The organism is Verminephrobacter eiseniae EF01-2 (genome assembly GCF_000015565.1).
Lineage (GTDB): Bacteria > Pseudomonadota > Gammaproteobacteria > Burkholderiales > Burkholderiaceae_C > Acidovorax > Acidovorax eiseniae.
Genome location: NC_008786.1, coordinates 2901597 through 2926287, shown reverse-complemented (window position 1 = coordinate 2926287; position 24691 = coordinate 2901597). Strand labels below are relative to the sequence as shown.

Below are 24691 nucleotides of genomic sequence, written 5' to 3'. Positions count from 1 at the left end.
TGCTGCACCCGGCTCGCAGCGCCGCATTGGAACGGTCAGAGCGGCGGCGCAGACGCGAACGGCCCGGATCGACGCTCTGCGAGCGCGGCCCGGCACGGCTTGGGAGGCAACGCAAGCCGATGTCGCCAAGGCCATGGGCGCGCAACGGACCGCCCGGACCGCCCGGACCGCCGTCCGGAAACCAGGCGCAGCATGGCACGGCAAGCATCCCCGCCCCGATGGGCACTTCGACCCAGTCCGACCCAGTCGGCACTTCGACCAAGGCATGAGACAAACCCGCGCCGTTCGTGTGCACGCCCTGCGCACCCTGCGCGCCCTGCGCGTTTGCGATGCCAACGGCACAGGGCGCGGCGACCGGGCGACCGGCTTGCGCTGCATGGCCTGATCACATCCGTTGCCATCGCGTCCCCCCATGCCGCCACAGGTGGGGCACCATACGGGTCGGCAAAAACGAGCACGACCCGGAACCAACCCCATGCGCCAGCACGGCGAAATCACCCCCGGCGCCAGCGCCGCCACGGCACCGGCCCCGCCCGGACGGGCCACTTTGCAGCGCCTGCTGCCCTACCTGCGGCAATACCCCGGGCGCGTGGCCGCCGCGATGGCCTTCATCGTGGGCGCCAAACTGGCCAATGTCGGCGTGCCGATGCTGCTCAAGACGCTGGTGGACGCGATGGCCATCGGGCCAGGCGCGCCGGCGGCGTTGCTGGTGGTGCCCGTGGGGCTGCTGCTGGCCTATGGCGGCCTGCGGCTGTGCACCTCGCTGTGCACCGAACTGCGCGAGTTGGTATTGGCCAAGGCCACGCAGGGTGCGGCGCGATCGATTGCGCTACAAACCTTTGAGCATCTGCACGCGCTGGGCCTGCGCTTTCATCTGGAGCGGCAAACCGGCGGCATGACGCGCGACATCGAGCGCGGCGTGCGCGGCATCGAGTCGCTGATCTCGTACCTGCTGTTCAACGTGGCGGCCACGCTGGTCGAGATGCTGCTGGTGCTGTCGGTGCTGGCCACCCGGTTCGATGCCTGGTTTGCCTGGATCACGCTGGCGGCGCTGGCGCTGTACATCGGCTTTACCGTGCTGGTGACCGAATGGCGCAGCCGGTTGCGCCGCGAGGCCAACGAAGCCGACTCTGCGGCGCATACCCGGGCCGTGGACTCCTTGCTCAACTACGAGACCGTCAAATACTTCAACAACGAAGGCTTCGAGGCCCGCCGCTACGACGAAAGCCTGGAGCGCCTGCGCCGCGCGCGCCTGAGGAGCCAGACCACGCTGTCGCTGCTCAACAGCGGCCAGCAGCTGATCATCGCCGCCGGCCTGGTGGCCATGCTCTGGCGCGCCACACAGGGCGTGGTCGATGGCCGCATGGGCCTGGGCGACCTGGTCATGGTCAACGCCTTCATGATCCAGTTGTACATCCCGCTGAACTTTCTCGGCGTGATCTACCGCGAGATCAAGCAAAGCCTGACCGACCTGGACAAGATGTTCCGGCTGATGGACCAGCAGCGCGAGGTGGCCGATGCCGCTGGCGCCGCGCCGTTGGGCGGGCTGGATTCGCCCACGGTGCGCTTCGAGGATGTGCACTTCGCCTACGAAACCGGCGACGGCAACGGCAACGGCAGTGGCCTGGAGCCGGGCCGCCCGGTATTGCAGGGCATCGGCTTCGAGATTCCGGCGGGCAAGACCGTGGCCGTGGTCGGCCCATCGGGCGCGGGCAAGTCCACGCTGGCGCGCCTGCTGTTTCGCTTTTATGACATCCGGCAGGGCCGCATCACCATCGCCGGGCAAGATATCCGCAGCGTCACGCAGTCGAGCCTGCGCCAGGCCATCGGCATCGTGCCCCAGGACAGCGTGCTGTTCAACGACACCGTGGCCTACAACATCGCCTACGGCCGCCCGGGCGCCACGCAAGAGCAGGTCGAGGCGGCTGCGCGGTCGGCCCGCATCCACGACTTCATCGCCGCCGCGCCCAAGGGCTACGGCACGCTGGTGGGCGAGCGCGGGCTCAAGCTCTCGGGCGGCGAAAAGCAGCGGGTGGCGATAGCCCGCACCCTGCTCAAGAACCCGCCGATCCTGATCTTCGACGAAGCCACATCGGCACTGGACTCGGCCAACGAGCGCGCCATCCAGGCCCAATTGCAAAGCATCGCGCAGCACAAGACCACGCTGGTGATCGCGCACCGCCTGTCGACGGTGGTCGACGCGCACCAAATATTGGTCATGGACAGCGGCCGCATCATCGAGCGCGGCACCCACGCCCAACTGCTGGCCCTGCAGGGGCGCTACGCCAGCATGTGGGCACTGCAGCAAAGCGCCGGCGCCGCATGAAAACCATGCGCCCTGCCCGCCCCGGCAACGGCCGCAGCCCATGCGCCAACCCGGCCAACCCGCTCCGCCACATGGGCTTTGCCCGATGGCGGGATCGGCAGCCGGCAGACCATAATGAAAACCGCCACGGGGCAGCGGAAGGCAGAAAGGCACAAGCGCAGAAGGCGACCGGCCCTGCCCGCATCCTTGCCGGGCCACGGTCCCGGATGGGCGTATGGAGATTTGCGCAAGACCGTTCCCCCGGAGACACCCCCATGAACCTCGCCTCCCGTCCTTTCGCCCCGCTCGTCTGGCTCGCCTTGGCGCTTGCCGCAGCCACTGCGGCGTTTGCGCAGAAAGCCCCGATCCGATTCGTCGTGCCTTACCCTGCCGGTGGTGCGGCGGACCAGATCACGCGGCTGGTAGCCCAGGAAATCTCCGCCGCGCTGGGCGCACCCATCGTCATCGACAACAAGGGCGGCGCTGCCGGCATGATTGCCGGCGACATCGTCGCGCGTGCGCAGCCCGACGGCAAGACCTTCTTCGTCGGCTCGAACGCGCCCTTGGTGATCAATCAGGCCCTGTACGCGAAGATGCCCTACGACCCGGAAAAAGCATTCGTTCCGGTGGCCGGCATGGGCAAATCGCCACTGCTGCTGGTGGCGCGCCCGACGCTGGGCGCGGGCAGCCTTGCCGCGCTGATTGCGCTGGGGACGAAGGAGCCTGGCAAGCTCACCATGGGCAGCGCCGGCAGCGGCAACATCACGCACCTGGCAGGCGAATACGCTTGCCGCCTGATGGGCTTGCAGGTCACGCATGTGCCTTTCACCGGGAGCGCATCGGCCATCGGCAGTCTGCTCGGCGGCAACGTGGACATCATGTACGACGCGCTGCCATCGTCGATGCAGCAGGTCAAGGCCGGCAAGATCGTGGCGCTGGCCATCCTGGACGACGAGCGCTTCCCGCAACTGCCCGATGTGCCGACGCTCAACGAAGCCGGTTTCGCCGGCGCCCAAGCCAGCGCCTGGTTTGGCTTGGTGGCGCCGGCCAAGACGCCGGCGGCTGCGGTCATCGAACTGAACCAGGCGATCAACGTGGCGCTCAAGAAGCCCGAACTGCTGGAAAAACTGCGCAACATCGGCGCCCAGCCCCTGCCCGGCTCGCCGCAAGCGTTCGGCAAGTTCGTTGCCGACGAGCGTGCCAAATGGCTCCCTTTGGCGCGCTCGCTGGGGGTAAAGGCGGATTGATGATCGGGCGAAGTTGCGCTTGAATCGATGCGATCGTGGCCCTGGGCCGACCATCCCGCCCCATATTCCACCCCATTCCGCCTGGTGCGGGTGCGTGGCGGTGCGCTCGCCGTCGGCCAGGCCACGATGGACACCATCGCCGGCGCCACACGCGACACACACGCGACAAACCGTGGATCCACGCCGAGCCGGTGGCCAACTCTGCTGCAAAAGTGAGGAACTGATGAACGAGACACTGCAAATCGACCGCGTCGGCGCCACGGCGGTGCTGACCATGCACCGGCCCGAGGCGCGCAATGCGCTGGACCTGGCGATGCGCCAGGCTTTCGGCGCGGCCATCGCCGGCATCCGTGACGACGCCGGCATCCGCGCCGTGGTGCTCACCGGCGCGGGCGGGCATTTTTGCGCCGGCGGCGATGTCAAGGCCATGGTGCAGGGCCAGGGGGGCCAACGCGACATCTTCGAAGGCCGCGAGCGCATGCGCAGCCTGCATCGCTGGTTCGACGAATTGGTGGACCTCGAAAAACCGGTGATTGCCGCTGTCGATGGCGCGGCCTTCGGCGCCGGCCTCTCGCTGGCGCTGGCGGCCGATTTCGTGCTGGCCACGCCGCGCGCGCAGTTCTGCTGCGCGTTCGCGCGCCTGGGTTTCGTGCCCGACATGGGCGCCATGTACCTGCTGCCACGGGCCATCGGTCTGGCGCGCGCCAAGGACCTGGTGTTCAGCGCCCGGGTCGTGCACGCGCCGGAGGCGCTGGCCATCGGGCTGGCGCAGCAAATAGTGCCGGGCGACGTTCGCGCAGCCGCGCTGGCGTTCGCGCAGCGCTTTCACCAGGCGCCCACCGAGGCGCTGGGCATCGCCAAGGGCGTGCTCAACCACGCCTTCGAGTCCGAGCGCCGCGATGTCTACGCGCAAGAAGCGATGGCCCAGGCCATGGCCCGCGAAAGCGCGTTCCATCAGGATGCGGCGCGCCGTTTCCTGGCCAAGGAGCCGCCCGCCTACCAATGGCCCGAATCCCCCCCGCCAACCCCCTGAGCAACCAACCAACCATCCATCCATCATCTGACCGCCATGACCGAACCAAGACCCGAACAGGAATACTTTGCGCACTTGGCGCAAGGCCGCTTCATGCTGCAACGCGCACGCGGCAGCGGCCGCGTGTTCTTTCCTCCGCGCGTCGCCGAGCCGGTGACCGGCGCGCGCGATCTCCAATGGACGCCGGCCAGCGGCCGTGGCACGGTCTACGCCACCACCGTCGTGCGCCCCAAGCCCCCGCAAGCGCCCTACAACGTGGTTTTGGTGGATTTGGCCGAAGGCCCGCGCGTGATGAGCCGCGTCGAAGGCGTCGCGCCCGAAGCCGTGCGCATCGGCATGGCGGTGACCGCCCGCATTGGCATGCACGACGGCAAGGCCGTCTTGCTGTTCGACCCGGCAGGAGAATGACTTGAACCAAGACAAATTCCCGCGTGGCAAGACCGCCATCGTCAGCGCCGCCACCTATGGCCTGGGCGAATCGCCCGGCCTGAGTTCGATGGACCTGGCCGTGTCGGCCAGCGTGCGGGCGCTGCAACAGGCGGGCCTGACGCCCGGCGACGTGGATGGCCTGTTCATCGCGCTGCCCGACGACGCCCTGTCGGGCCTGGGCTTTGCCGAGTATCTGGGAATCCAGCCCAGGATCACGGAAAACAACCGCACCGGCGGCTCCTCGTTCCTGACACATGCCCTGTGGGCCGCATTGGCCATCGAAGCCGGCCAGTGCGACCTGGCGCTGATCGCCTACGGCAGCAACCAGCGCACGGCCACCGGCCGTTTGATCAGTTCGCTGCGGCCGTCGGCCTACGAATCGCCCTGCCAACTCGTCCGTCCGGTCGGCGCCTATGCGCTGGCCGCATCGCGCTACATGCACGAATACGGGCTCAGGCGCGAGCAACTGGGACAGGTGGCCATCGCCGCGCGGCGCTGGGCGCAGCTCAATCCCGACGCCTTCCTGCGCACGCCGCTGAGCATGCAGGAATACCTTGCGTCGCGCATGGTGTCCGACCCGCTCAGCGTGCGCGACTGCTGCCTGGTCACCGACGGCGCTGCGGCCGTGGTGATGGCGAGCGCGCAGCGCGCCGGCGACCTGGCCCGGCGCCCGGTCTATCTGCTCGGCGCAGCCGCAGCCACAGACCACAAAGACATCACCGCCATGCCCGACCTGACGACCACGGCAGCCGTGCACTCGGGCGCGCGGGCTTTTGCGCAGTCCGGCTACAAGCCCGGGGACATGGATGTGGCCGAGCTCTACGACGCCTTCACGATCAACACGCTGCTGTTCCTGGAAGACCTCGGCTTTTGCAACAAGGGCGAGGCGGGAGCGTTTGTCGAAGGCGGCCGCATCGCACCCGGCGGCGCGCTACCGGTCAACACCAATGGCGGCGGACTGTCGTGCACGCACCCCGGCATGTACGGGCTGTTCACCATGGTCGAAGCCACGCAGCAACTGATGGGCCAGGCCGGCGAGCGCCAGGTAAAAAACGCGCAACTGGCCGTAGCGCATGGCAATGGCGGCGAACTCTCCAGCCAGGTCACGCTGGTGCTGGGAACCGAAGACACGCTCTGACATTGCGCCACGCCCGCTGCCAACGCGGGCGTTGCCCCGGCCATCCCGCCGACCCTGGTGTCGCGTCACCGATCATCTGTCGGTCTGCGCTGGCCATCGAAGCGCATCGCGGCGTTGCATCGCTTGCCAATACGCTCGGTATGGGCTGCGCGATGCGCCTTGCGCTACGCTCCGATGGCTGCGCGCAGCCTACGACATCTGATCCGTGACACGACACTGGGGCCGCTCATGGAATAATCCATCCCCATGAGCGGCAACACCTTCGGAACCCTGTTTGCAGTCACCAATTTTGGCGAATCCCACGGCCCGGCCATTGGCTGCGTGATCGACGGCTGCCCGCCCGGCATGCCCTTGTCCGAGGCCGACATACAGACCGACCTGGACCGGCGGCGGCCAGGCAGCAGCCGCCATGTCACGCAGCGCAACGAACCTGATGCGGTGGAAATACTCTCCGGCATCTACCAGGGCCAGACCACGGGCACGCCGATCGCGCTGCTGATCCGCAATACCGACCAGCGCAGCAAAGACTACAGCCGCAGCGCCGAGAGTTTTCGCCCCGGCCACGCCGACTACAGCTACTGGCGCAAGTACGGCATTCGCGACCCGCGCGGCGGCGGCCGCTCCTCGGCCCGGCTCACGGCGCCCACGGTAGCGGCCGGCGCGGTGGCCAAGAAATGGCTGGCCCTGCAGTACGGCACCCGGTTTCGCGCCTGCATGACACAGTTGGGCGAACTACCCATCCCGTTCGAGCACTGGGACCATGTGCGCAACAACCCCTTCTTCGCCCCGGTGGCCGATGTGGCGCAGTACGAGCAATACATCGACGCACTGCGCAAGGCCGGCGACTCCTGCGGCGCCCGCATCCGCGTGCAGGCCACGGGCATGCCGGTGGGCCTGGGCGAGCCGCTGTATGACAAGCTCGATGCCGACATCGCCTACGCGCTGATGGGCCTGAACGCCGTCAAGGGCGTGGAGATCGGCGCCGGCTTTGCCAGCGTGGCGCAGCGCGGCACCGTGCATGGCGACACCATGACCCCGCAGGGGTTTCGCAGCAACTACGCGGGCGGCGTGCTCGGCGGCATCAGCACCGGGCAAGACCTGGAACTGAGCATTGCCATCAAGCCCACCAGTTCCATCCTCAGCCCGAGCGCGTCGATCGACATCCATGGCCACAGCATCGAGGTCAGCACCAAGGGGCGCCATGACCCCTGCGTCGGCATCCGTGCGACCCCCATTGCCGAGGCACTGCTGGCGCTGGTGGTCATGGACCACGCGCTGCGCCACCGCGCCCAGTGCGCAGACGTGGTGCTGCCGCTGCCGCCGATCCCGGCCGCGCCGGCGTGATACCCGGCAGGGGGCGGTGCCGGGCGCAGCCGAACTCCCCTGGCCTCACGCACAGCCCCGCCTCGTGAACCCGGCCACGCCTCGAGCGCGGCCGGGCGCGCGCAACGGCTGGCCATGAACGGGCCGCGCTTTGCGCAGATGCCGGCCAGCGTGCCCATGCGCGCCGGCGCAGGCATCCACCTGGTCCGCAAGCCCTGCACGCTCGGGCACTGCGATGCGCATGCTCAGAACGCCCACCGGGCGACACCAAGGCGCCGAAGGTTGCGCGTCCATCACACAGATCGCCACGGCCACGCACCAAGTCTGGTGCCGGAAATCCTTCCCATGAAAATGCGCCCGGCACAGCGACATCCACACGATCGCCAGCACTCTTTGAGGGCCTGATGCGCACCGCTTTCGATGCGTCCGGCCTTGATTGAAGAATTTCTGCGGCGGGTGCATTGGTAACAAAACACATGATATAGTCTCTATTTGTCAGTCTTGCTTTGCCCCCCGTGCAAGGTGCGCTGTGCCTGGGGCCTGCGCGGTTGATCTCGATGAGGAAAGCGATGAATTTTGATCTGTTGGGCATGGATGGGGCCAATGGCCGTTGGGGATCGTTGTCATCCACAGGTCCTGCCATGAAGCCCGGGTTCGCCCATGCTTGAACTCGGCGCAGGCGCAGACATCTTGCGCGCCATTGGCTGGCTTTATATCGGCTTTTTCGCAGCGTTGCTGTGGGCTTGCCTGTGGTTTCCCCGGCGCTGGTGGCAAAAGATCGTCTGGGCTGTCGCGGTGCTGCTGGTTTTTCTGCTGCCAATGTATTGGAGGCAAGCCGAAAAATCCCGGATCGTGGATGCGCGCAAGGCCAGATACGAAAAGGGCAAGGCATTGTTTGATGAAAGATGCAAAACGGCAGGGGAGAAGGTCTACAAAACGGTGGAAGACGTAGAAGGTGTTCTGCTGCAGGAGGTGTGGCCACGCGCCAGCAATTCTGATTGGCATGATCCCCATTGGCCCAATGCCGGATTGCCAGATCAGTATGGCGCAGAATCATATATCCAGTCTTTCATTATGTGGGAGCATCAGCAGCATCCACCCCAAAGAGGCTATCTCAATACCAAAGATCGTGGCGCACACGATTGGTACAAATCGCTTCCTGGCTATGCTTTCGTTGATGTGAAAGAGGGTGATGGATTTGTATATCGCTACCGGCCTGTTCGTCGGGTACCGCCGGAATTAAAGAGCATGAGCAGAGAGCGATTGAGCGGTGCGACGGCGCGCTATGCCATTTCGTTTCGTGGTATCACGGCCAACCCGGCAGACAGGGAGCAATGGGTGGCCGGTATGACGGTGTTGATCACGGATACCCAAAACAATGAAGTCATTGCCGAGAAAACATGGTATTCCTTCGAAAGAGGGTTTGGTAGCAAGTCCGGATGGCGATCGCCTTGGCTATTTGCCATCACCTGCCCTGAATTAACCGAAGGAGAGTCATCGCGCTACGCAACACGTTTTTTTGTTGATCAAGTTCTGAAACCCAAACAGGAGAATTGAAATGTCAAGAGAGATCGAAACTTACCTGAAGTATGCGAATTTGCAGATGGCTGCGGAGGCATATGTGGTATCCAAAACATCCAATCCCGGCAACATGTCTGAAGGATCGCAATTGACGAGTGATGTGCTTACTAAAGGCAACGATCGCTCCAGCAGATTCACCGCCATCCAGGCTGAAGAATTCATTCAGGACTGGGAGGTCGTGGAACAAATTGGCAACACGAGCACCGGTTTTTCCGGAACCTTGTTCCGTGCGCTGCGCGATGCGCCTGAGCGCGGCATTGTGAAGGACGAAATGGTGCTCTCGTTTCGCTCCACCGAATTTGCCGATGACGCGGCACGCGACAACCAGGCCACCAATGCCATGGAAGTCAAGGAGGAGGGTTGGGCTTTCGGGCAGATCGCGGACATGAAAGCGTGGGTTGAATCGCTGCGCAGCAGAGAGAAAATTCCTTCCGCCGCCAATTTGACGGTAACGGGTTATAGCCTTGGCGGGCATTTGGCGACCGCGTTCAGATTGCTGGACCCGACTACGGTGATCCCAACCTACACATTCAACGGCGCCGGCGTTGGCACCGTTCATGAGGGGACAAGCCTGGAGCAGGTGATCAACGATTTCTCCACCCATCGCAAACCGGGTGGGAATGCTGACCTCTTTACCAACCAGGTGGTGCTTGATCGCTACAATGAACTCAAAGAGATTTTCAAAGAAGGGGCCAGCGTTACCCTGGCCGAAGCCGGTGCGCAAGAGCAACGGCTAAAGTCACTGGTCTCGGGCAAGAATGCGGAAGTGCAAATGCTGGAGGATGCCCTTGAGCGAATGCAACTCGTTGTCTACGAGGCGGATCGCGTCAATGCAGGCATTGCCAGCGGCACCGGCAGTGATAACGCTTTGGTGGTGGATAAAACCCGTATCGCCGCCGTTTCATTGGACTACCAATTGGCAGTGCTGCGTGCAGGCAGGAGCACTGATGGGTATAGAACCAACGTGGTCATCAGTGGATGGGATGCCTATGCCGGTCGCAACCTTGCGCCAGGCGGCCCTCTTGCAGATTTTCACGATCTGTATGGCGCCAACCCGCCTTCGGCAGTGGCGAACTCTCAGTGGCACCATGGAACGCCTGCACCCCTCTTTATCGAAGACCAGCCACAGTACCGTGGCACGATCATCGCTAGCGCCGCTCGTGAAACCGTGAAGACATTATTGAATGAATTCGATTTCAAACTGCTGGTTCACAACTTTGCACTCAACGATTTTGGCGATACCCATAGCCTGGTGCTCATCGTTGACTCGCTGGCGGTGCAAAACACTTTCGCGCGTCTGGACGACTCACTGACCACTGCGACGATGGACGCGATCTTTCAGGCTGCGTCCAAAAGAACCGCTGTCTCTTCGCTTGGCAAGCAAGGCCAAGCCGAAGGCGATGTGCTGGAAAATGTCATCAAGAGTCTGGGCCGCATGTTCGGCGTAAGCCTCGATCCGATGGCCGCCAACCTGCAAGGTGGCACCTGGGCCAACCCGGCTGATCGGGAGATAGTGCATCGCAACCTCAAGAAAATCACTGACAACCCGACTTTTGACGCCATCGAAAGCAAGGCGATCGTTCGACCAGCCGATGTCAACCTCAAGGATGTGGCGCGCAATGACTTCGGTGCGATGGTTGCGCTGATCGATCTTTCCCGGTTCTGGATGACTGGCAAGAACGCAGCCGCCAATGCGGCCATGGCGCCCGAGTGGAGGAAATCCGCGCGCAGCAATGATTTTGCTGCGTGGGAGACCGACAAAAGCTCATCGACACCTTCCACTTTCTCGGACCAGTGGATTGAAGATCGCAGCCGCCTGCTCAGTGCGCTGATGATCGAAGGGCAACGAAACGACAGCACAGGCCGAGTCTATGACCCCAGCGTGCCGAATGATCGTGTCTACGTGTTTGATTTCTTCGACGACGACATGCAAGAAGGCCAGACAGAGCCTGTCTCTCGGATACTGTTGTCCCAGGGCACGAGAGCGCAGGTTCCCCAGGGCACGAGAGCGCAGGTTCGGTCAGATCAATTCATCGTTTTTGGTAACGACGCTGACGACGTCATGCAAGGAACCTCCAACTCTCTCGGAGACCATTTGTATGGCGGCGCAGGCGATGACAGATTGAGCGGTTTCGATGGCGCAGACCATTTGGAAGGCAATGCCGGAAACGATACGCTGGACGGTGGTGCAGGGAGTGACACGCTGGTGGGCGGCACTGGAAACGACACCTACCGGCTGCAAACCGGCACAGTCGGCATTGACACCCTGGTGGATACCCAGGGCGACAATGTGATTGAAGTCAATGGCGGGGTGGTCCAAGGCGAGTTTTGCCGCGTCGAAGGCATGGACGAACAGACCTACTACAGCACCGGGAACAACTCCGACAGAACCTACCAACTGCGCTCGACGGGCGATGGTGTCTGGCGCCTGTGCGTCAGGGATGCCGCCGGGGCATACAACGCGGTGGCTGACCTGAAAGACTGGCGCAGTGGCCAGTATGGCCTGACCCTGGGGACGGACATCCTGGGGCCGGACCGCATACTGCTGCATCTTCCCCTGAGTACAAACTACATGGCCTTCAATGGCGCCCAGGCCCCCAGGGGCGTGAGCTTTAGCGGGGGCAGCAGAAGCAATTCCTTTGAGGGCAGCGCCTATGCGGATGTGATCGATACCGGAGGCGGGCTGAGCAACTATGTCAGCACGGCCGGTGGCGACGACAGGGTGATCGGTGGCGCGGGGCGTGATTTCATCCGCACCGGCGCCACTGGCACCAGCCCCACGGCGACGGACAACGATATCGCCTTCGGCGGCGACGAATCGGATGTGCTGATGGGCGGCGCCGGCGACGACCAGGTTTGGGGCGGTCGCGACAACGAAGCAGAGAACGCGACCACGGCCGCAGACAGCGACAGCCGTGGCGACTGGGTCAGTGGTGAAGCGGGCGCTGACAGCCTGCACGGCAGCCGCCGCAGCGATGTGCTGTTTGGCGGCGCGGGCGCGGATACGATCGATGGCGGCGCCGGTGCCGACCTGATACTCGGTGATGCGCAATACACCCCGTTATCCCATGCCATAGGGCTGCCCTCGTCGACGACCACGCAGTCGTTCGTTTGGAGCAGCAGCGCTGGCAGCATGGTCAGTCAATCGTCGCCTGAGGACTATACGGTGAACCCTGTCATGGTGGCATCCGGGCGGGCCTTTGACTGGACTTGGGCCCGTTCAAACGGCGACTACACCTTGACCGCAGCGGCGCGGCTGATCGTCAGCCAGCGGCTGGCCTCCAATGGGGGCGCTGACAATATGAACGGCGGTCAGGGCAATGACTGGATGGCCGGGCAGACGGGCAACGACACCATGCGCGGCGGCGCAGGCGACGACGTGATGTATGGCGACGACAACGCTGCGACCACGGCCATGGCCGAAGCCGATGCGGGACAAGACCTGATGTACGGTGACGATGGCGACGACCAGATGTATGGCGGGGCCAAGGACGATGACATGGATGGCGGCGCCGGAGATGACCAGTTGTCGGGCGAAGCCGGCAGCGACATTTTGCACGGCGGCAGCGGCAACGACGATCTGTCGGGCAACGCAGGCGACGACCTGCTCAAGGGCGGCGAAGGCAACGACCATTTGCGCGGCGGCCAAGGTCGCGACCAGTTGCATGGTGAAGCGGGCGACGACCGGCTGGAAGGCGGGGCCGGGGATGACGTGCTCGAAGGCGGGGCCGGCACGGATCATCTGGACGGCGGCAGCGGCGACGATCGCTACCAGTTCGGCCGGGGCGCAGGCGCGGACACCATCACCGACACCGCAGGCAGCGCCGATGAGTTGACGATCGGCGCCAACGTGGCCACCGATCAGCTGTGGCTGCGCCGGGTAGGCCAGAACCTGGAGGTGAGCATCATCGGCACGGCGGACAAGTGCACCATCAACAATTGGTACGCGGGCAGTGCGAACCGGGTGGAGCGGTTCAGCACCTCGGCGGGCAATGCGCTGCTGAACAGCCAATTCGATGCGCTGGTGTCCGCCATGGCGGCGTTCGCCCCGCCACCGATGGGCCAGACCACGCTCTTGCCGGAATACCAGGCGGCGCTGCAGCCGGTGATTGCTGCAAGCTGGGTGTAAGCGCCCTTCCCTCCCCAGCCCGGGGCTGCGGCCCTGGCATCTTTTTCCCCCAAGCCCCCGGGACACCTGGCCTGGGCCTGGCCTGGCCTGGCCTGGCCTGGCTTGGTCTGGGCCTGGCTTGGTCTGGGCCTGGCTTGGCCTGGGCTTGGGGTTTTTCGTATCGACCCACAGAGCAGCGTTTGATGACAGCAGTACCCCGCGACGACCGGCCCCGGCAAGAACCGGCAACGCTCGCATCGAGCACCGGACATGAGCCGCCAGCAGCAGCAGCAGCAACGACGACACCAGCCCCGGCAGCGCCTTCGCCCGGTATCGACACCGGATTGGCCTGCGTCGGGTTGATTGCGCGCTGGCACGGGATTGCAGCCGATGCCGATCAGTTGGCGCATGAATTGGCCGTGGTTGGCCGTCCTTCAGAGACCAGCGACCTGCTGCTGGCCGCCAAGCGCCTGGGGTTGCAAGCCAAGGCCGTGAAGGTGGATGCGGCCCGCCTGGCCACGACGCCGCTGCCCGCCGTGGCCGTTGGACGGCGCGCTGGCGCAGCGCCGGATTTTTTCATTCTGGCGCGGCACGATGCACGCGCCGAGGGCGCCCGGGTCCTGATCCAATCGCCCAGCGTGGGCCACCCCGAGACCCTGACGGTGGCGCAACTGCAAGCGCGCTGGAGCGGCGAGCTGATCTTGTTCACCACGCGCGCGTCGATGGCCAATGAACTGGCCCGGTTCGATTTCACCTGGTTCATTCCGGCCATCGTCAAGTACCGCAAGCTGCTGGCGGAGGTTTTTCTGGTCAGCCTGGTGTTGCAGTTTTTTGCGCTGATCACGCCGCTGTTCTTCCAGGTGGTGATGGACAAGGTGTTGGTGCACCGGGGCTTTACCACGCTGGATGTGATTGCCTTCGGCTTGACGGTGGTGGTGCTGTTCGAGGTCTTGCTCACCACCTTGCGCAGCTTTGTGTTCGCGCACACCACCAGCCGCATCGATGTGGAGTTGGGCGCGCGGCTGTTTCGGCACCTGCTGGCCCTGCCGCTGGCATATTTTCAGGCACGCAGAGTGGGCGACTCGGTGGCGCGGGTGCGCGAGTTGGAGAACATCCGCGCCTTTGTCACCGGCAGCGCCATCACCGTGGTGCTCGACTTGCTGTTCTCGGTGCTGTTCATCGCCGTGATGCTGCACTACAGCGGCTGGCTGACCCTGATCGTCGTGCTCTCGCTGCCTTGCTATGTGATCTTGTCGGCCTTGTTGACCCCGCTGCTGCGCGCGCGCCTGAACGAGCGCTTTCACCGCAGCGCGGAGAACCAGTCCTTTTTGGTGGAAACCATCAGCGGCATCGACACCGTCAAGGCCCTGGCGCTGGAGCCGCATTGGACGCGCAAATGGGATCAGCAACTGGCCGCCTACGTGTCCGCGAGTTTCAAGACCGTCACCGTCAGCAGCTTTGCCGGCAGTGGCGTGAGCCTGATCTCCAAACTGGTGACGGTGGCCACCATGTATGCCGGCGCCAGACTGGTCATAGACAACCAACTGACCGTCGGCCAGCTGATCGCCTTCAACATGCTGGCCGGCCAGGTGGCGCAGCCGGTGATACGTTTGGCGCAGCTGTGGACGGACTTCCAGCAGACAGGGATTGCGGTGCAGCGCCTGGGCGACATTTTGAACACGCGCACCGAGGCAGCGGGCCACAAGAGCACCGTGCCGGCGCTGGCCGGGCGCATCACGCTCGATGCCGTGGTGTTTCGCTACCGGCCGGACGGCCCCGAGGTGCTCAAGGACATATCGCTGGACATCGGCGCCGGGGAGGTGATCGGCATCGTCGGGCGCTCGGGCTCGGGCAAGAGCACGCTGACCAAACTGATACAGCGTCTTTACGTTCCCGAGCGCGGCCGGGTGCTGATCGACGGCATCGACCTGGCCCTGGCCGATGCCAGCTCATTGCGCCGCCAGATGGGGGTCGTGCTGCAAGAAAACACGCTGTTTGCCCGCAGCGTGCGCGAGAACATTGCGTTGGCCGAGCCTGGCGCGCCGCTGCAGGCGGTGATCGAAGCGGCGCGCCTGGCCGGGGCGCATGAGTTCATCGTGGAATTGCCCGAAGGCTACGACACCCTGGTGGGCGAGCATGGCTGCACCTTGTCGGGCGGGCAGCGCCAGCGCATTGCGATTGCCCGCGCCCTGATGAGCGACCCGCGCGTGCTGATCTTCGACGAAGCCACCAGCGCGCTGGACTACGAGAGCGAGCGCGTCATACAAGACAACATGAAGGCGATCTGCGCCGGCCGCACGGTGGTCATCATCGCGCACCGGCTGTCGGCCGTGCGCGCGGCCCATCGCATCATCGTGATGGAGCGCGGACAAATCGTGGAGACCGGCACACACACCCAATTGCTGGGCTTTGAGGCCGGCCACTATGCGCGGCTGCACCGGTTGCAGCAATGCTGAAGCCGGCACCCGTCCAGCGCCCGGGCGCGCAGACCCTGGCCGATTTGTGCCGCCGCTACGGCGCTGCGTTCAGCGCAGCCTGGCGCCAGCGCGATCAGATGCAGCCTGTCGAACGCCTGCCCCATGAGGCGCAGTTCTTGCCGGCCGCGTTGTCGCTGCAGGAGACGCCGGTCTCGCCCGCGCCGCGTGTCGCGCTGTGGCTGCTGATCGGCTTTGCCTCGCTGGTGCTGCTGTGGGCCAGCTTTGGACATATCGATGTGGTGGCCACGGCGCAGGGCAAGGTGGTGCCCAACGACCGCACCAAGACCATCCAGCCTTTCGAGACCGCCACCGTCAAGGCCATCCACGTCACCGATGGCCAACAGGTCAACGCCGGGGACGTGTTGATCGAGCTCGATGCCACCAGTGCGCAAGCGGAGCAGGAACGGGTGCAGGGCGACTTGGCGGCGGCCAGACTGCAAGTGGCGCGCGGCCAGGCCATGCTGGCGGCGTTGGACAGCGGGCGCGCGCTGCGGCTGAACTGCCCGGCGCGGGTCGATGACGCCCGGTGCACCCAAGCCCGGCTGCTGCTGGCCGGGCAGATGGCCGAATACAGCGCCAGGCAAAGCCGCATCGAAGCCGAAACGGCCAAGCGCGAAGCCGAACTGCGCGGGGTTCGGGAGTTGGTGCACAAATTGGAGCAGACGGTGCTGATTGCCAAACAACGCGAGCAGGACTTCCGGCACCTGCTCGATCAGGACTTCGTCTCCAAGCACGGCTATCTGGAGCGCCAGCAGGCGCATATCGAGCAAGAAGCCGATCTGGCCCATCTGCGCAACCGCCTGCAAGAGATCGAGGCCGCGCTGCGCGAAGCCCATGGCCAGCGCGAGGCATCGATGGCCGAGGCCCGGCGCGCGAGCCTGGACAGCATCACCGACGGCCAGCAAAAAGCCGCAGCGCTGGAGCAAGACCTGCTGCGGGCCGATGTGCGCGGCCGGCTGATGCAATTGATCTCGCCGGTGGACGGCACCGTGCAACAACTGGCGCTGCACACGCTCGGTGGTGTGGTCACGCCGGCGCAGCCGGTGATGCTGATCGTGCCGCGCGACAACGCGCTGGAGGTCGAAGCCTTTCTGGAGAACAAGGACATCGGCTTCGTCAAACCGCAGCAGGATGCCCAAGTGAAGATCGAGACGTTCCAGTACACCAAGTACGGCACCATCCGCGCCAAGGTCGCATCGGTCTCGCATGACGCGATCAACGACGACCGGCGCGGTCTGATCTACTCGACCCGGGTCCGGATGGAAAAGGCCAGCATCGATGTGGACGGCCAGCCCGTTCGCCTGAGCCCCGGCATGGCCGTTTCGGTGGAGATCAAAACCGGCAAGCGGCGGGTGATCGAATATTTCCTGTCGCCACTGATGCAGCACACCAGCGAGAGTTTGCGCGAGCGCTGAACTGGCCGGGCACGGCGGCGCCTGGCCTGTGCACTGTGCACTGTGCGCTGTGCGCCAGGGTTGCCTGGTTGCCCGCCGCCGTCCGTACCATCGGGCGCCGCACGCAAACGACCGGATCAGCGGATCAGCACCGGATCAGGCGCACGACGTTGGAGATCTCCCGTATGAAAGCGCATTTCCGAGGCACGATCGCCGCGCCGGCTTGGGCCTGCGCGGCCACGGCCCCGGTCGCCCAGGCCCGCCGCCCAAGCCGCCCGCGCCGCCCATACCACCCGGCACCAGGTTTGTTGCCCGTGTTCGCAAAAGCATTCATGCGCAACGCGGTGCACGCGCCAAAGCGGAAGGCGTTTGCCTCGACAGTCTGGTGATCGCGCTGATTGCCGAAGGTCTCGGGCGGGCAAAGTACCCATGGGGGCCAAAGCATCTGCGCAGAGGCCGGGCGGGATGGAAAGTCACCGGGCCGGGCACCGTCACGAAGACCCGGGGTCACGAAGACCCGGGACCAGCGCGCTGTGCGCTCTTGCCGGGGGGTTGGCCCGGCCCCGGTGCCGAGACCTGCGCCCTGAAACTGCGTGGCGACAGGCCGGCATCGCGGGTGAAGGCGCGGCTGAAGTACGCCGGGTCGGTATAGCCCAGGGTGTCGGCAATCGTGGCGATGCTCAGGTGGGTGTAGGCCAGGTTGCGCCGCGCTTCGCGCATCCGCCGGGCCTCGATCAAACGCAGCGCAGACACGCCGGTGCTGGCCCGGGCCACCCGGCTCAGGTGGGTCGGCGAAACACACAGCGCGCGGGCGTAGTCGGCCACCCGCCAGGGCTGCGCAAAATGCGCCTCTATCAGTGCTTGCAGCCGCTGCAACAGGTCCGACTCCGGTGCGGGCGTGCTTGCGGGCATGGCGGCGGGCGCGGGCGTGGACATATGCGTGGACATATGCGCGGGCGCATGGACAGGCACCTCGGCGGGCGCGTTGTGCGCCATGGCCCGGGCCGTCCAGCCGAGCAAGCAGGCGCTCAGCCCGCGCAGCACCAGGGCGCGGGCTTTGGAGCGGCCGGAAAATTCCTGCCAGATCTGGCCCATGGTCTGGCGGATCCATGGGTCGGCCCGCACGATCGCGGGCCGCGCCAGATCCCGCCGCACATCGCCCACGCGCACGAAAAGCTGGTCCATGAACTCGTCGGCCAGCGTGGTGACCCAGCCCTGCGTGTGCGGCTGAAAGCGAAAGGCGTGCACATGGCCGGGGGGCACGTTGATCAGCGCGCCAGCAAAAAGCGCCTGCCGGTCGCCGTCCAACTGCGCGCTGCCACTGCCTGACTCGATCAGCAGCAACTGGTGCAGCCGCAGATGCCGGTGTGGCGCCAGTTCCCAGCCATGCAGCACCGAGCGCGCGGCAATCGTCTCGCAATGCAGCACATCGGGCAGATGCCGGGACTCGCCGAACAAGCTGTATGACTGAATGCCGTCCATGTTCGGAATATGCATGTTTTGGATGAATCCGGCTATTGAACCGGCTGCCTGCGCCACGTATCGTCCGGCTCCTAGTGTCGCGTCACCGATCATCTGTCGGTCTGCGCTGGCCATCGAAGCGCATCGCGGCGTTGCATCGCTTGCCAATACGCTCGGTATTGGCTGCGCGCTGCGCCTTGCGCTGCGCTCCGATGGCTGCGCGCAGCCTACGACATCTGATCGGTGACGCGACACTAGCGCACAGGTTGCCGCCGCGCCGGCAGCACCAGACGCCAGATCATCACGACATCAACGCACGGGAGATGCCCATGAAAACCCGGGTCTGCATCATCGGCGGCGGCCCTTCGGGGCTGCTGCTCGCGCAGTTGCTGCACCTGCAAGGCATTGACAGCGTGGTGCTGGAGCGGCAAAGCCGCGAGCATGTGCTCGGCCGCATCCGCGCTGGCGTGCTCGAGCATGGTTTTGCGGCGCTGATGCGCCTGGCCCGATGCGGCACGCGCATGGACCAGGAAGGCCAGATTCATCACGGCTTTCTGATCGCGCATGAGGGGCGGCTCGACCGGATCGATTTGCACAAGTACAGCGCCGGCAGTTCGGTGCTGGTGTACGGGCAGACGGAGCTGACGCGCGATCTGTACGCGGCACGCGAGCGCATGAACGGCAGCGTCATCCACGACGTGCAAGCGGTGCAACCCCAGGGGCTGACCAGCGCCAGCCCTGCGGTGACCTATCGCATCGGCCAGGAACTGGCGCGCGTGGACTGCGACTTCGTCATCGGCGCGGACGGCTTTCATGGCGTGAGCCGCCAGGCCATTCCCCCCGGTGTGCTCAAGGAGTACGAAAAGCTGTACCCGTTTGGCTGGCTGGGCCTGCTCTCGCGCACCCCGCCGGTGTCCCCCGAACTGGTCTACGCCAAGCACCCCCGGGGCTTTGCGCTGTGCTCGCTGCGCTCGCCGCAGCTCAGCCGCTACTACATACAGGTGCCGTCGTCGGAGCGCGTCGAGGATTGGTCCGACGAGGCGTTCTGGGCCGAGCTCGAACGCCGCCTGCCCCGGTCGGTGGCGGACAAACTGGTCACGGGCGCGGCGATCGAAAAGTCGATCGCGCCGCTGCGCTCTTTCGTCGCCGAACCGATGCGCTACGGCCGGCTGTTCCTGGTCGGCGATGCCGCGCACATCGTGCCGCCCACCGGTGCCCGGGGGCTCAATAGCGCCGCCTCCGATGTCCATTACCTGTACCACGCGCTGCTGGCGCATTACCAAAACGGCGACGACACGGGGCTTGACGGGTACTCGGCGAAGGCGTTGGCGCGGGTGTGGAAGGCGCAGCGCTTTTCATGGTGGATGACGAACATGCTGCACAGCTTTCCCGATGCGCTCGCCTACGACCAGAGGTTGCAGGACACGGAGCTGGCCTATCTGTTCTCGTCCGAGGCGGCCCTGCGCTCGCTGGCGGAGAACTATGTGGGTTTGCCGTTTTGAGCCGCAGGATCGGTCAGGCGTACTTGTCGCCCACTTCTGCGCGCAGCGGGTGGGTGTCGTAGACGATGGTCATGCGCGCGATGCGGTCGCTGTCGGGGGCAAAGTCAAACAGGTCCACGCAGTCGAAGCTGACGATCTGTCCGTCCTTGAGCGTCCAGTCGTAGCGGAAGTAGGCGGCCACGCGGGTGCCTTCGGTGCCCGGCTGCACGCTGGCCAGGAGGTCGATGGGCGTGATCACGCTGCGCGCCGACGCCTGTGCCAGTTTGGGAAAGAACGCATGCGCGGGCATGGTGCCCAGAAAGGGCGAGACCACGCAGCCCTCGGCCTCGAAGCAGGCAAGCAAGGCGGCGGTGTCGCTGGCATGCAATGCCGCGAGATAGCGGCGCACGGTGTTCAGTGGCGGGGAGTTCATGGGCGGGATTTTGCGGTCTCGGGCAGGCCGGGCGCAAGGGTGGGGCCGGGCCGGCGGCCGCGATGCAGGGCCTGCGCTTGGGTTACACCAGCCTGCGGGTCGGCGACCCAAGCCATCGTGCCGGGTCTGCTCGTGCCCGCAGGCCGGTGCGCGCACAGGCTGTGCCCGCAATCTGGCCATGCGGCCGTGCGGCGGTGCGGCCATGCGGCCATGCGGCCGTGTGCGGCAAGGCGCCCGGCCGTCGTGCGCCAGTCCGTGTCGGTCAGCCGGTCATGGCTTGAAGAAGTTGACCGCCAGCCCCGGCACTTCGACCCGGGTGCTGAACAGGCAGCCTGCCGCAGGGCTGGCATTGCGCTCTTGCTCGGGCCGCCCCGCGCGGGCCGAGGTGATGTACAGCGTGCGCAGATCTTCCCCGCCGAAGCACACCATGGTGGGGCATTGCACCGGGGTCGCGATGCGCTGCAATACCGCGCCGGTGGGCGCGAGTTGCAGCACGCAGGCGCCCTCGTACATGGCCACCCAGTAGTTGCCTTGGCGGTCCACCGCTGCGCCATCGGGGCGGCCGCCGTAGGGCTGGCCGGGTTCCTTGCGGGCAAAATGCGCCCAGGGCTGGCGCTTGCCGATGGCTCCGGTGGCGGCATCGAAGTCAAACCGGTCGATACGGTGCTCGGGGGTGTTGGACCAGTACATGAACCGGTCGTCGGGGCTGAAAGCCAGGCCGTTGGCGGTGAAGTTGTCGCCCGCCATCTGCTCCAGGCGATAGCCGCCGGCGCCGGCCGACAGCCGCCACAGCGCGGCATCGGGCGCGGTGCGCGGCGTGACCATCGAGCCGGCCCAGAACCGGCCTGCGGTGTCGCAGCGACCATCGTTCAGGCGCAGCCGCCGGGGGTCGTGCCGGGCGGCCGGCAACGGGGCCAGGCAGCGCAGGGCGCCACTGGCCGTGTCCAGCAGATGAAAGCCGTCACGTAATCCGATTACGCAGTGCCGGTCCGGCGCCGGTGCGCAGCAGCCAGGCTCGGCGGGCATTTCCCATCGCCAGCTCCGGCCCGTGGCAGGCTCCCAGGCATGCAGCGCAAACCCTTGGATGTCGCACCAGTAGAGGCGTTTTTCATGCGGATGCCAGAACGGCGACTCGCCGAGTTCGGACGGTGGCAGCGGCAGGGTTTGCATCGGTGATCGCTTGAAGCAACGGGAGTTATCGAGTTACATTGTAGGCTCCCACCGGTTGACACCCGTTCGACACCCATTCACCCAAGGCGGCCCCCGCGATGGAGACACCCATTCACTCAGTCGTAGCGCGCGTGACGGCCCGCATCGTCGGGCGCAGCGCAGACAGCCGCCGCGCCTACCTGGCCGGCATCGCCGCCATGCTGGCGCGGCCACCGGCGCAAGACCGCATGGGCTGCGCCAACCTGGCCCACGCCTATGCTGCGCTGCCCGGTGCCGACAAGATCCGGGTCACGCTCGAGAAGGCGCCCCACATCGGCGTGGTGACGGCTTACAACGACATGCTGTCGGCGCACCAGCCGTACCAAAATTACCCCGCCTTGCTGCGCGCTGAAGCCGCCAGGCAGCAGGCGACGCTGCAGGTCGCCGGTGGCGTGCCCGCGATGTGCGATGGCATCACCCAGGGCACGCCAAGCATGGAACTATCGCTGTTCTCGCGCGACACGATTGCGCAGGCCACGGCGGTGGCGCTGTCGCACGATGTGTTTGACGGCGCGCTGCTGCTGGGCGTGTGCGACAAGATCGTGCCCGGCCTGCTGATCGGCGCGCTGCACTACGGCCACCTGCCCTGCGTGTTCGTGCCCGCAGGCCCGATGGGCTCGGGCCTGTCGAACAAGGAAAAATCCAGCGTGCGCGAGCAGTATGTGCAAGGCCGGGTGGGGCGCGACGAGTTGCTCCGGGCCGAATCGGCGGCCTACCACGGCCCCGGCACCTGCACCTTTTACGGCACGGCCAACAGCAACCAGATGCTGCTCGAAGCCATGGGCCTGCATGTGCCCGGCGCGGCATTTGCGCCGCCCGACAGCCAAGAGCGCGAGGCTTTCACCCGTGCCGCAGTGCGCACCGTGCTGGCCATCGGTCAGCGCGGCCAGCGCTTTACCCCGATCGGGCGGCTGGTCGACGAGCGCTGCATCGTCAACGCCATGGTCGCGCTGCTGGCCACCGGCGGCTCGACCAACCACCTGATCCACTGGGTGGCCATCGCGCGCAGCGCGGGCATGGTGATCGACTGGTCGGACTTTGACGAACTGTCATCGGCCGTGCCGCTGCTGGCCCGCATCTACCCCAATGGCGAGGCCGATGTGAACCAGTTCCAGGCCGCAGGCGGCCCGGCGTGGATACTGCGCGAGTTGCTGGCCCACGGCCTGATGCACGCCGACGCGCTGAGCATCAACGCCGGCGGTATTGCCGCAGGCGCGCAGGGCGCCCCGCTGCGCTCGGGCGACGACAGCGTGCTGCGCCCGGCGCGGCAGCCGTTTTCGGCCACCGGCGGCCTGCGCCTGCTGCAAGGCCGCTTGGGCCGCGCGGTGATCAAGGTCTCTGCCGTGCCCGAAGAGCACCATGTGGTGCAGGCCCCGGCCCGGGTGTTCGATGCGCAGGAGGACCTGCTCGCCGCCTTCAACGCCGGCCAGATGCAGCAGGACCTGGTGGCCGTGGTGCGCTTTCAAGGCCCGCAGGCCAACGGCATGCCGGAGTTGCACAAGCTCACGCCGCCGCTGGCCGTGCTGCAAAACCAGGGCTTCAGGGTGGCGCTGGTGACCGATGGGCGCATGAGCGGAGCCTCGGGCAAGGTGCCCGCCGCCATCCACGTCACGCCCGAGGCGCTGTCCGGCGGCCCGCTGGCCAAGCTGCGCGATGGCGACATCGTGCGCGTAGACGCCGTGGCCGGCACGCTGGATGTGCTGCTCGACGACGCCGAATGGGCGGCCCGCACCCCCGCCGCCTGCACCGCCCCCGCCGCCACCGGCTTTGGCCGGGAGCTTTTTCACCACTTTCGCCGCCACGCAGGCGGCGCCGAACAAGGTGCCTGCACATGGCTGTGACCCCTGCCTCTCGTGTTCCTGCGACCGAACTGCTGGACATTGCCAGCCATGGCCCGGTCATCCCGGTGATCGTGATCGACCGCGTGCCAGACGCATTGCCGCTGGCCGAGGCGCTGCTGGCCGGCGGGGTCAAGGTGCTGGAAGTGACGCTGCGCACGGCTGCCGGCCTGCCGGCCATCGAAGCGATTGCGCGCCACCTGCCCGAAGCCGTGGTTGGCGTGGGCACGGTGCTCGATGCCGACGATGCCCGCCGCGCCAGCCAGGCCGGCGCCCGCTTTGCCGTCAGCCCGGGCTATACCGCCGCCGTGGGCAGCGCCTGCCAGCGGCTGAACCTGCCGCTGCTGCCCGGCGTGGCCACGTCCAGCGAGATCATGGCAGCGCTGGCCGACGGGTTCTCGTTCCTCAAGCTCTTTCCCGCCGAGGCCGTGGGCGGCATTGCCTTGCTCAAGTCCTGGGCCAGCCCGTTTGCCCGGGTCAGTTTTTGCCCCACCGGCGGAATCACCCAGGCCAGCGCGCCCCATTACCTGGCGCTGCCCCAGGTGCGCTGCGTGGGCGGCTCCTGGCTCACGCCGGCAGACGCGATACGCGCCGGTGACTGGGCGCGCATCACCGCGTTGGCGCGCGCAAGCCATGCGCTGCGCAATGCCGGCCCGGGTTCTTCTGAATGAAATCAGCCGCTGGCGCAGATTCAGTCATTGCCTTGAGCTATCAAAATATGTAGCTTCCAGATTGCCACATGTGGCGCTGGTGCCGTGACCGGGGTTCGTCTTGGCATGGCGCGGGATGGGCCAGGCAACCGTTCGCAACGCGCATTCGATGGAGGCATCTCCCATGGACTTTCTTTCGGCCGTCAACAGCTGCCTGGGGCAGTACGCGACCTTTTCGGGCAAGGCATCGCGCTCGGAGTTCTGGTGGTTTTTTCTGTTCCAGATACTGGCCATGCTCGCCGCCGCGCTCTTGACCGTCATGCTGGGAGGGGATGTCAGATATCTGGAACTGGTTTTGACCCTCGTTTACTGGGCGCTGTTCTTGCCGGGCCTGGCCGTGGGGGCGCGTCGCCTGCACGATATTGGCCGCTCGGGCTGGTGGCAACTGCTGCTGATCGTTCCCATCTTGTGGCTCCTGCTGGCGTACTGGTGGGTCCAGCCGCACGAGAAATGAAGCCCCATTGAAAAAGCCCGCAGGCCGTAAGACCTGCGGGCTTTCGTTGGGCGCAGTGTGCCTGCGCGGG

18 protein-coding genes are annotated in these 24691 nt (G+C 65.8%); 15 read left to right on the top strand and 3 right to left on the bottom strand.

Annotated features, from left to right (window positions below):
- Positions 1–475 precede the first annotated feature (475 nt).
- From VEIS_RS12600 to VEIS_RS12555, 11 genes are all read left to right on the top strand, one after another.
- Positions 476–2326, top strand: a complete 1851-nt coding sequence (locus VEIS_RS12600; protein WP_041950009.1) for an ABCB family ABC transporter ATP-binding protein/permease — start codon at positions 476–478, stop codon at positions 2324–2326.
- Positions 2327–2580: 254 nt separating this feature from the next.
- On the top strand, positions 2581–3552 hold the full coding sequence (locus VEIS_RS12595) for a Bug family tripartite tricarboxylate transporter substrate binding protein (RefSeq protein ID WP_011810330.1): 972 nt from the start codon (positions 2581–2583) through the stop codon (positions 3550–3552).
- Between the two features lie 223 nt (positions 3553–3775).
- Positions 3776–4585: an enoyl-CoA hydratase/isomerase family protein gene (locus tag VEIS_RS12590; RefSeq protein WP_011810329.1), complete on the top strand. Its 810-nt coding sequence runs from the start codon at positions 3776–3778 to the stop codon at positions 4583–4585.
- Between the two features lie 36 nt (positions 4586–4621).
- Positions 4622–4993: a Zn-ribbon domain-containing OB-fold protein gene (locus tag VEIS_RS12585; RefSeq protein ID WP_011810328.1), complete on the top strand. Its 372-nt coding sequence runs from the start codon at positions 4622–4624 to the stop codon at positions 4991–4993.
- A gap of 1 nt (position 4994) precedes the next feature.
- Positions 4995–6152 carry a thiolase gene (locus tag VEIS_RS12580; RefSeq protein WP_011810327.1) on the top strand — a complete coding sequence of 386 codons (1158 nt, stop codon included), beginning with the start codon at positions 4995–4997 and terminating at the stop codon, positions 6150–6152.
- Between the two features lie 57 nt (positions 6153–6209).
- Positions 6210–6389: a hypothetical protein gene (locus VEIS_RS26240; RefSeq protein ID WP_232287679.1), complete on the top strand. Its 180-nt coding sequence runs from the start codon at positions 6210–6212 to the stop codon at positions 6387–6389.
- A gap of 9 nt (positions 6390–6398) precedes the next feature.
- Complete coding sequence (aroC, locus tag VEIS_RS12575; protein WP_011810326.1) at positions 6399–7496, top strand: chorismate synthase; 1098 nt, start codon at positions 6399–6401, stop codon at positions 7494–7496.
- Positions 7497–8135: 639 nt separating this feature from the next.
- Entirely contained in the window at positions 8136–9032 is an 897-nt protein-coding gene (locus tag VEIS_RS24755) for a hypothetical protein (RefSeq protein WP_011810324.1), read from the top strand.
- A gap of 1 nt (position 9033) precedes the next feature.
- A complete protein-coding gene (locus VEIS_RS12565) occupies positions 9034–13185 on the top strand; it encodes a calcium-binding protein (RefSeq protein ID WP_011810323.1) in 4152 nt (1383 codons plus the stop codon).
- A 182-nt stretch (positions 13186–13367) separates the two neighbouring features.
- On the top strand, positions 13368–15620 hold the full coding sequence (locus VEIS_RS12560) for a type I secretion system permease/ATPase (protein WP_011810322.1): 2253 nt from the start codon (positions 13368–13370) through the stop codon (positions 15618–15620).
- Positions 15614–17056: an HlyD family type I secretion periplasmic adaptor subunit gene (locus VEIS_RS12555; RefSeq protein WP_011810321.1), complete on the top strand. Its 1443-nt coding sequence runs from the start codon at positions 15614–15616 to the stop codon at positions 17054–17056. The genes VEIS_RS12560 and VEIS_RS12555 overlap by 7 nt, the downstream gene beginning before the upstream one ends.
- Positions 17057–17542: 486 nt before the next feature.
- Here the strand turns inward: VEIS_RS12555 and VEIS_RS12545 are convergent, their stop codons facing one another.
- Positions 17543–18517 (bottom strand): helix-turn-helix domain-containing protein, encoded by a 975-nt coding sequence (locus VEIS_RS12545; protein WP_232287678.1) that lies wholly within the window; start codon positions 18515–18517, stop codon positions 17543–17545.
- A gap of 308 nt (positions 18518–18825) precedes the next feature.
- Between VEIS_RS12545 and pobA the strand changes: the two genes are divergently transcribed.
- Positions 18826–19998: a 4-hydroxybenzoate 3-monooxygenase gene (pobA, locus tag VEIS_RS12540; RefSeq protein WP_011810319.1), complete on the top strand. Its 1173-nt coding sequence runs from the start codon at positions 18826–18828 to the stop codon at positions 19996–19998.
- A gap of 13 nt (positions 19999–20011) precedes the next feature.
- Here the strand turns inward: pobA and VEIS_RS12535 are convergent, their stop codons facing one another.
- Complete coding sequence (locus VEIS_RS12535; protein ID WP_011810318.1) at positions 20012–20410, bottom strand: nuclear transport factor 2 family protein; 399 nt, start codon at positions 20408–20410, stop codon at positions 20012–20014.
- A 270-nt stretch (positions 20411–20680) separates the two neighbouring features.
- Entirely contained in the window at positions 20681–21580 is a 900-nt protein-coding gene (locus VEIS_RS12530) for an SMP-30/gluconolactonase/LRE family protein (RefSeq protein ID WP_011810317.1), read from the bottom strand.
- A gap of 98 nt (positions 21581–21678) precedes the next feature.
- Here VEIS_RS12530 and edd point away from each other — a divergent pair, with 98 nt between their 5' ends.
- From edd to VEIS_RS12515, 3 genes are all read left to right on the top strand, one after another.
- Positions 21679–23460 carry a phosphogluconate dehydratase gene (gene edd, locus VEIS_RS12525; protein ID WP_011810316.1) on the top strand — a complete coding sequence of 594 codons (1782 nt, stop codon included), beginning with the start codon at positions 21679–21681 and terminating at the stop codon, positions 23458–23460.
- Positions 23451–24128, top strand: coding sequence for a bifunctional 4-hydroxy-2-oxoglutarate aldolase/2-dehydro-3-deoxy-phosphogluconate aldolase (eda, locus tag VEIS_RS12520; protein ID WP_011810315.1), 678 nt, complete (start codon positions 23451–23453; stop codon positions 24126–24128). The genes edd and eda overlap by 10 nt, the downstream gene beginning before the upstream one ends.
- A 163-nt stretch (positions 24129–24291) precedes the next feature.
- On the top strand, positions 24292–24621 hold the full coding sequence (locus VEIS_RS12515; protein ID WP_011810314.1) for a DUF805 domain-containing protein: 330 nt from the start codon (positions 24292–24294) through the stop codon (positions 24619–24621).
- The last annotated feature ends 70 nt before the right edge of the window (positions 24622–24691 follow it).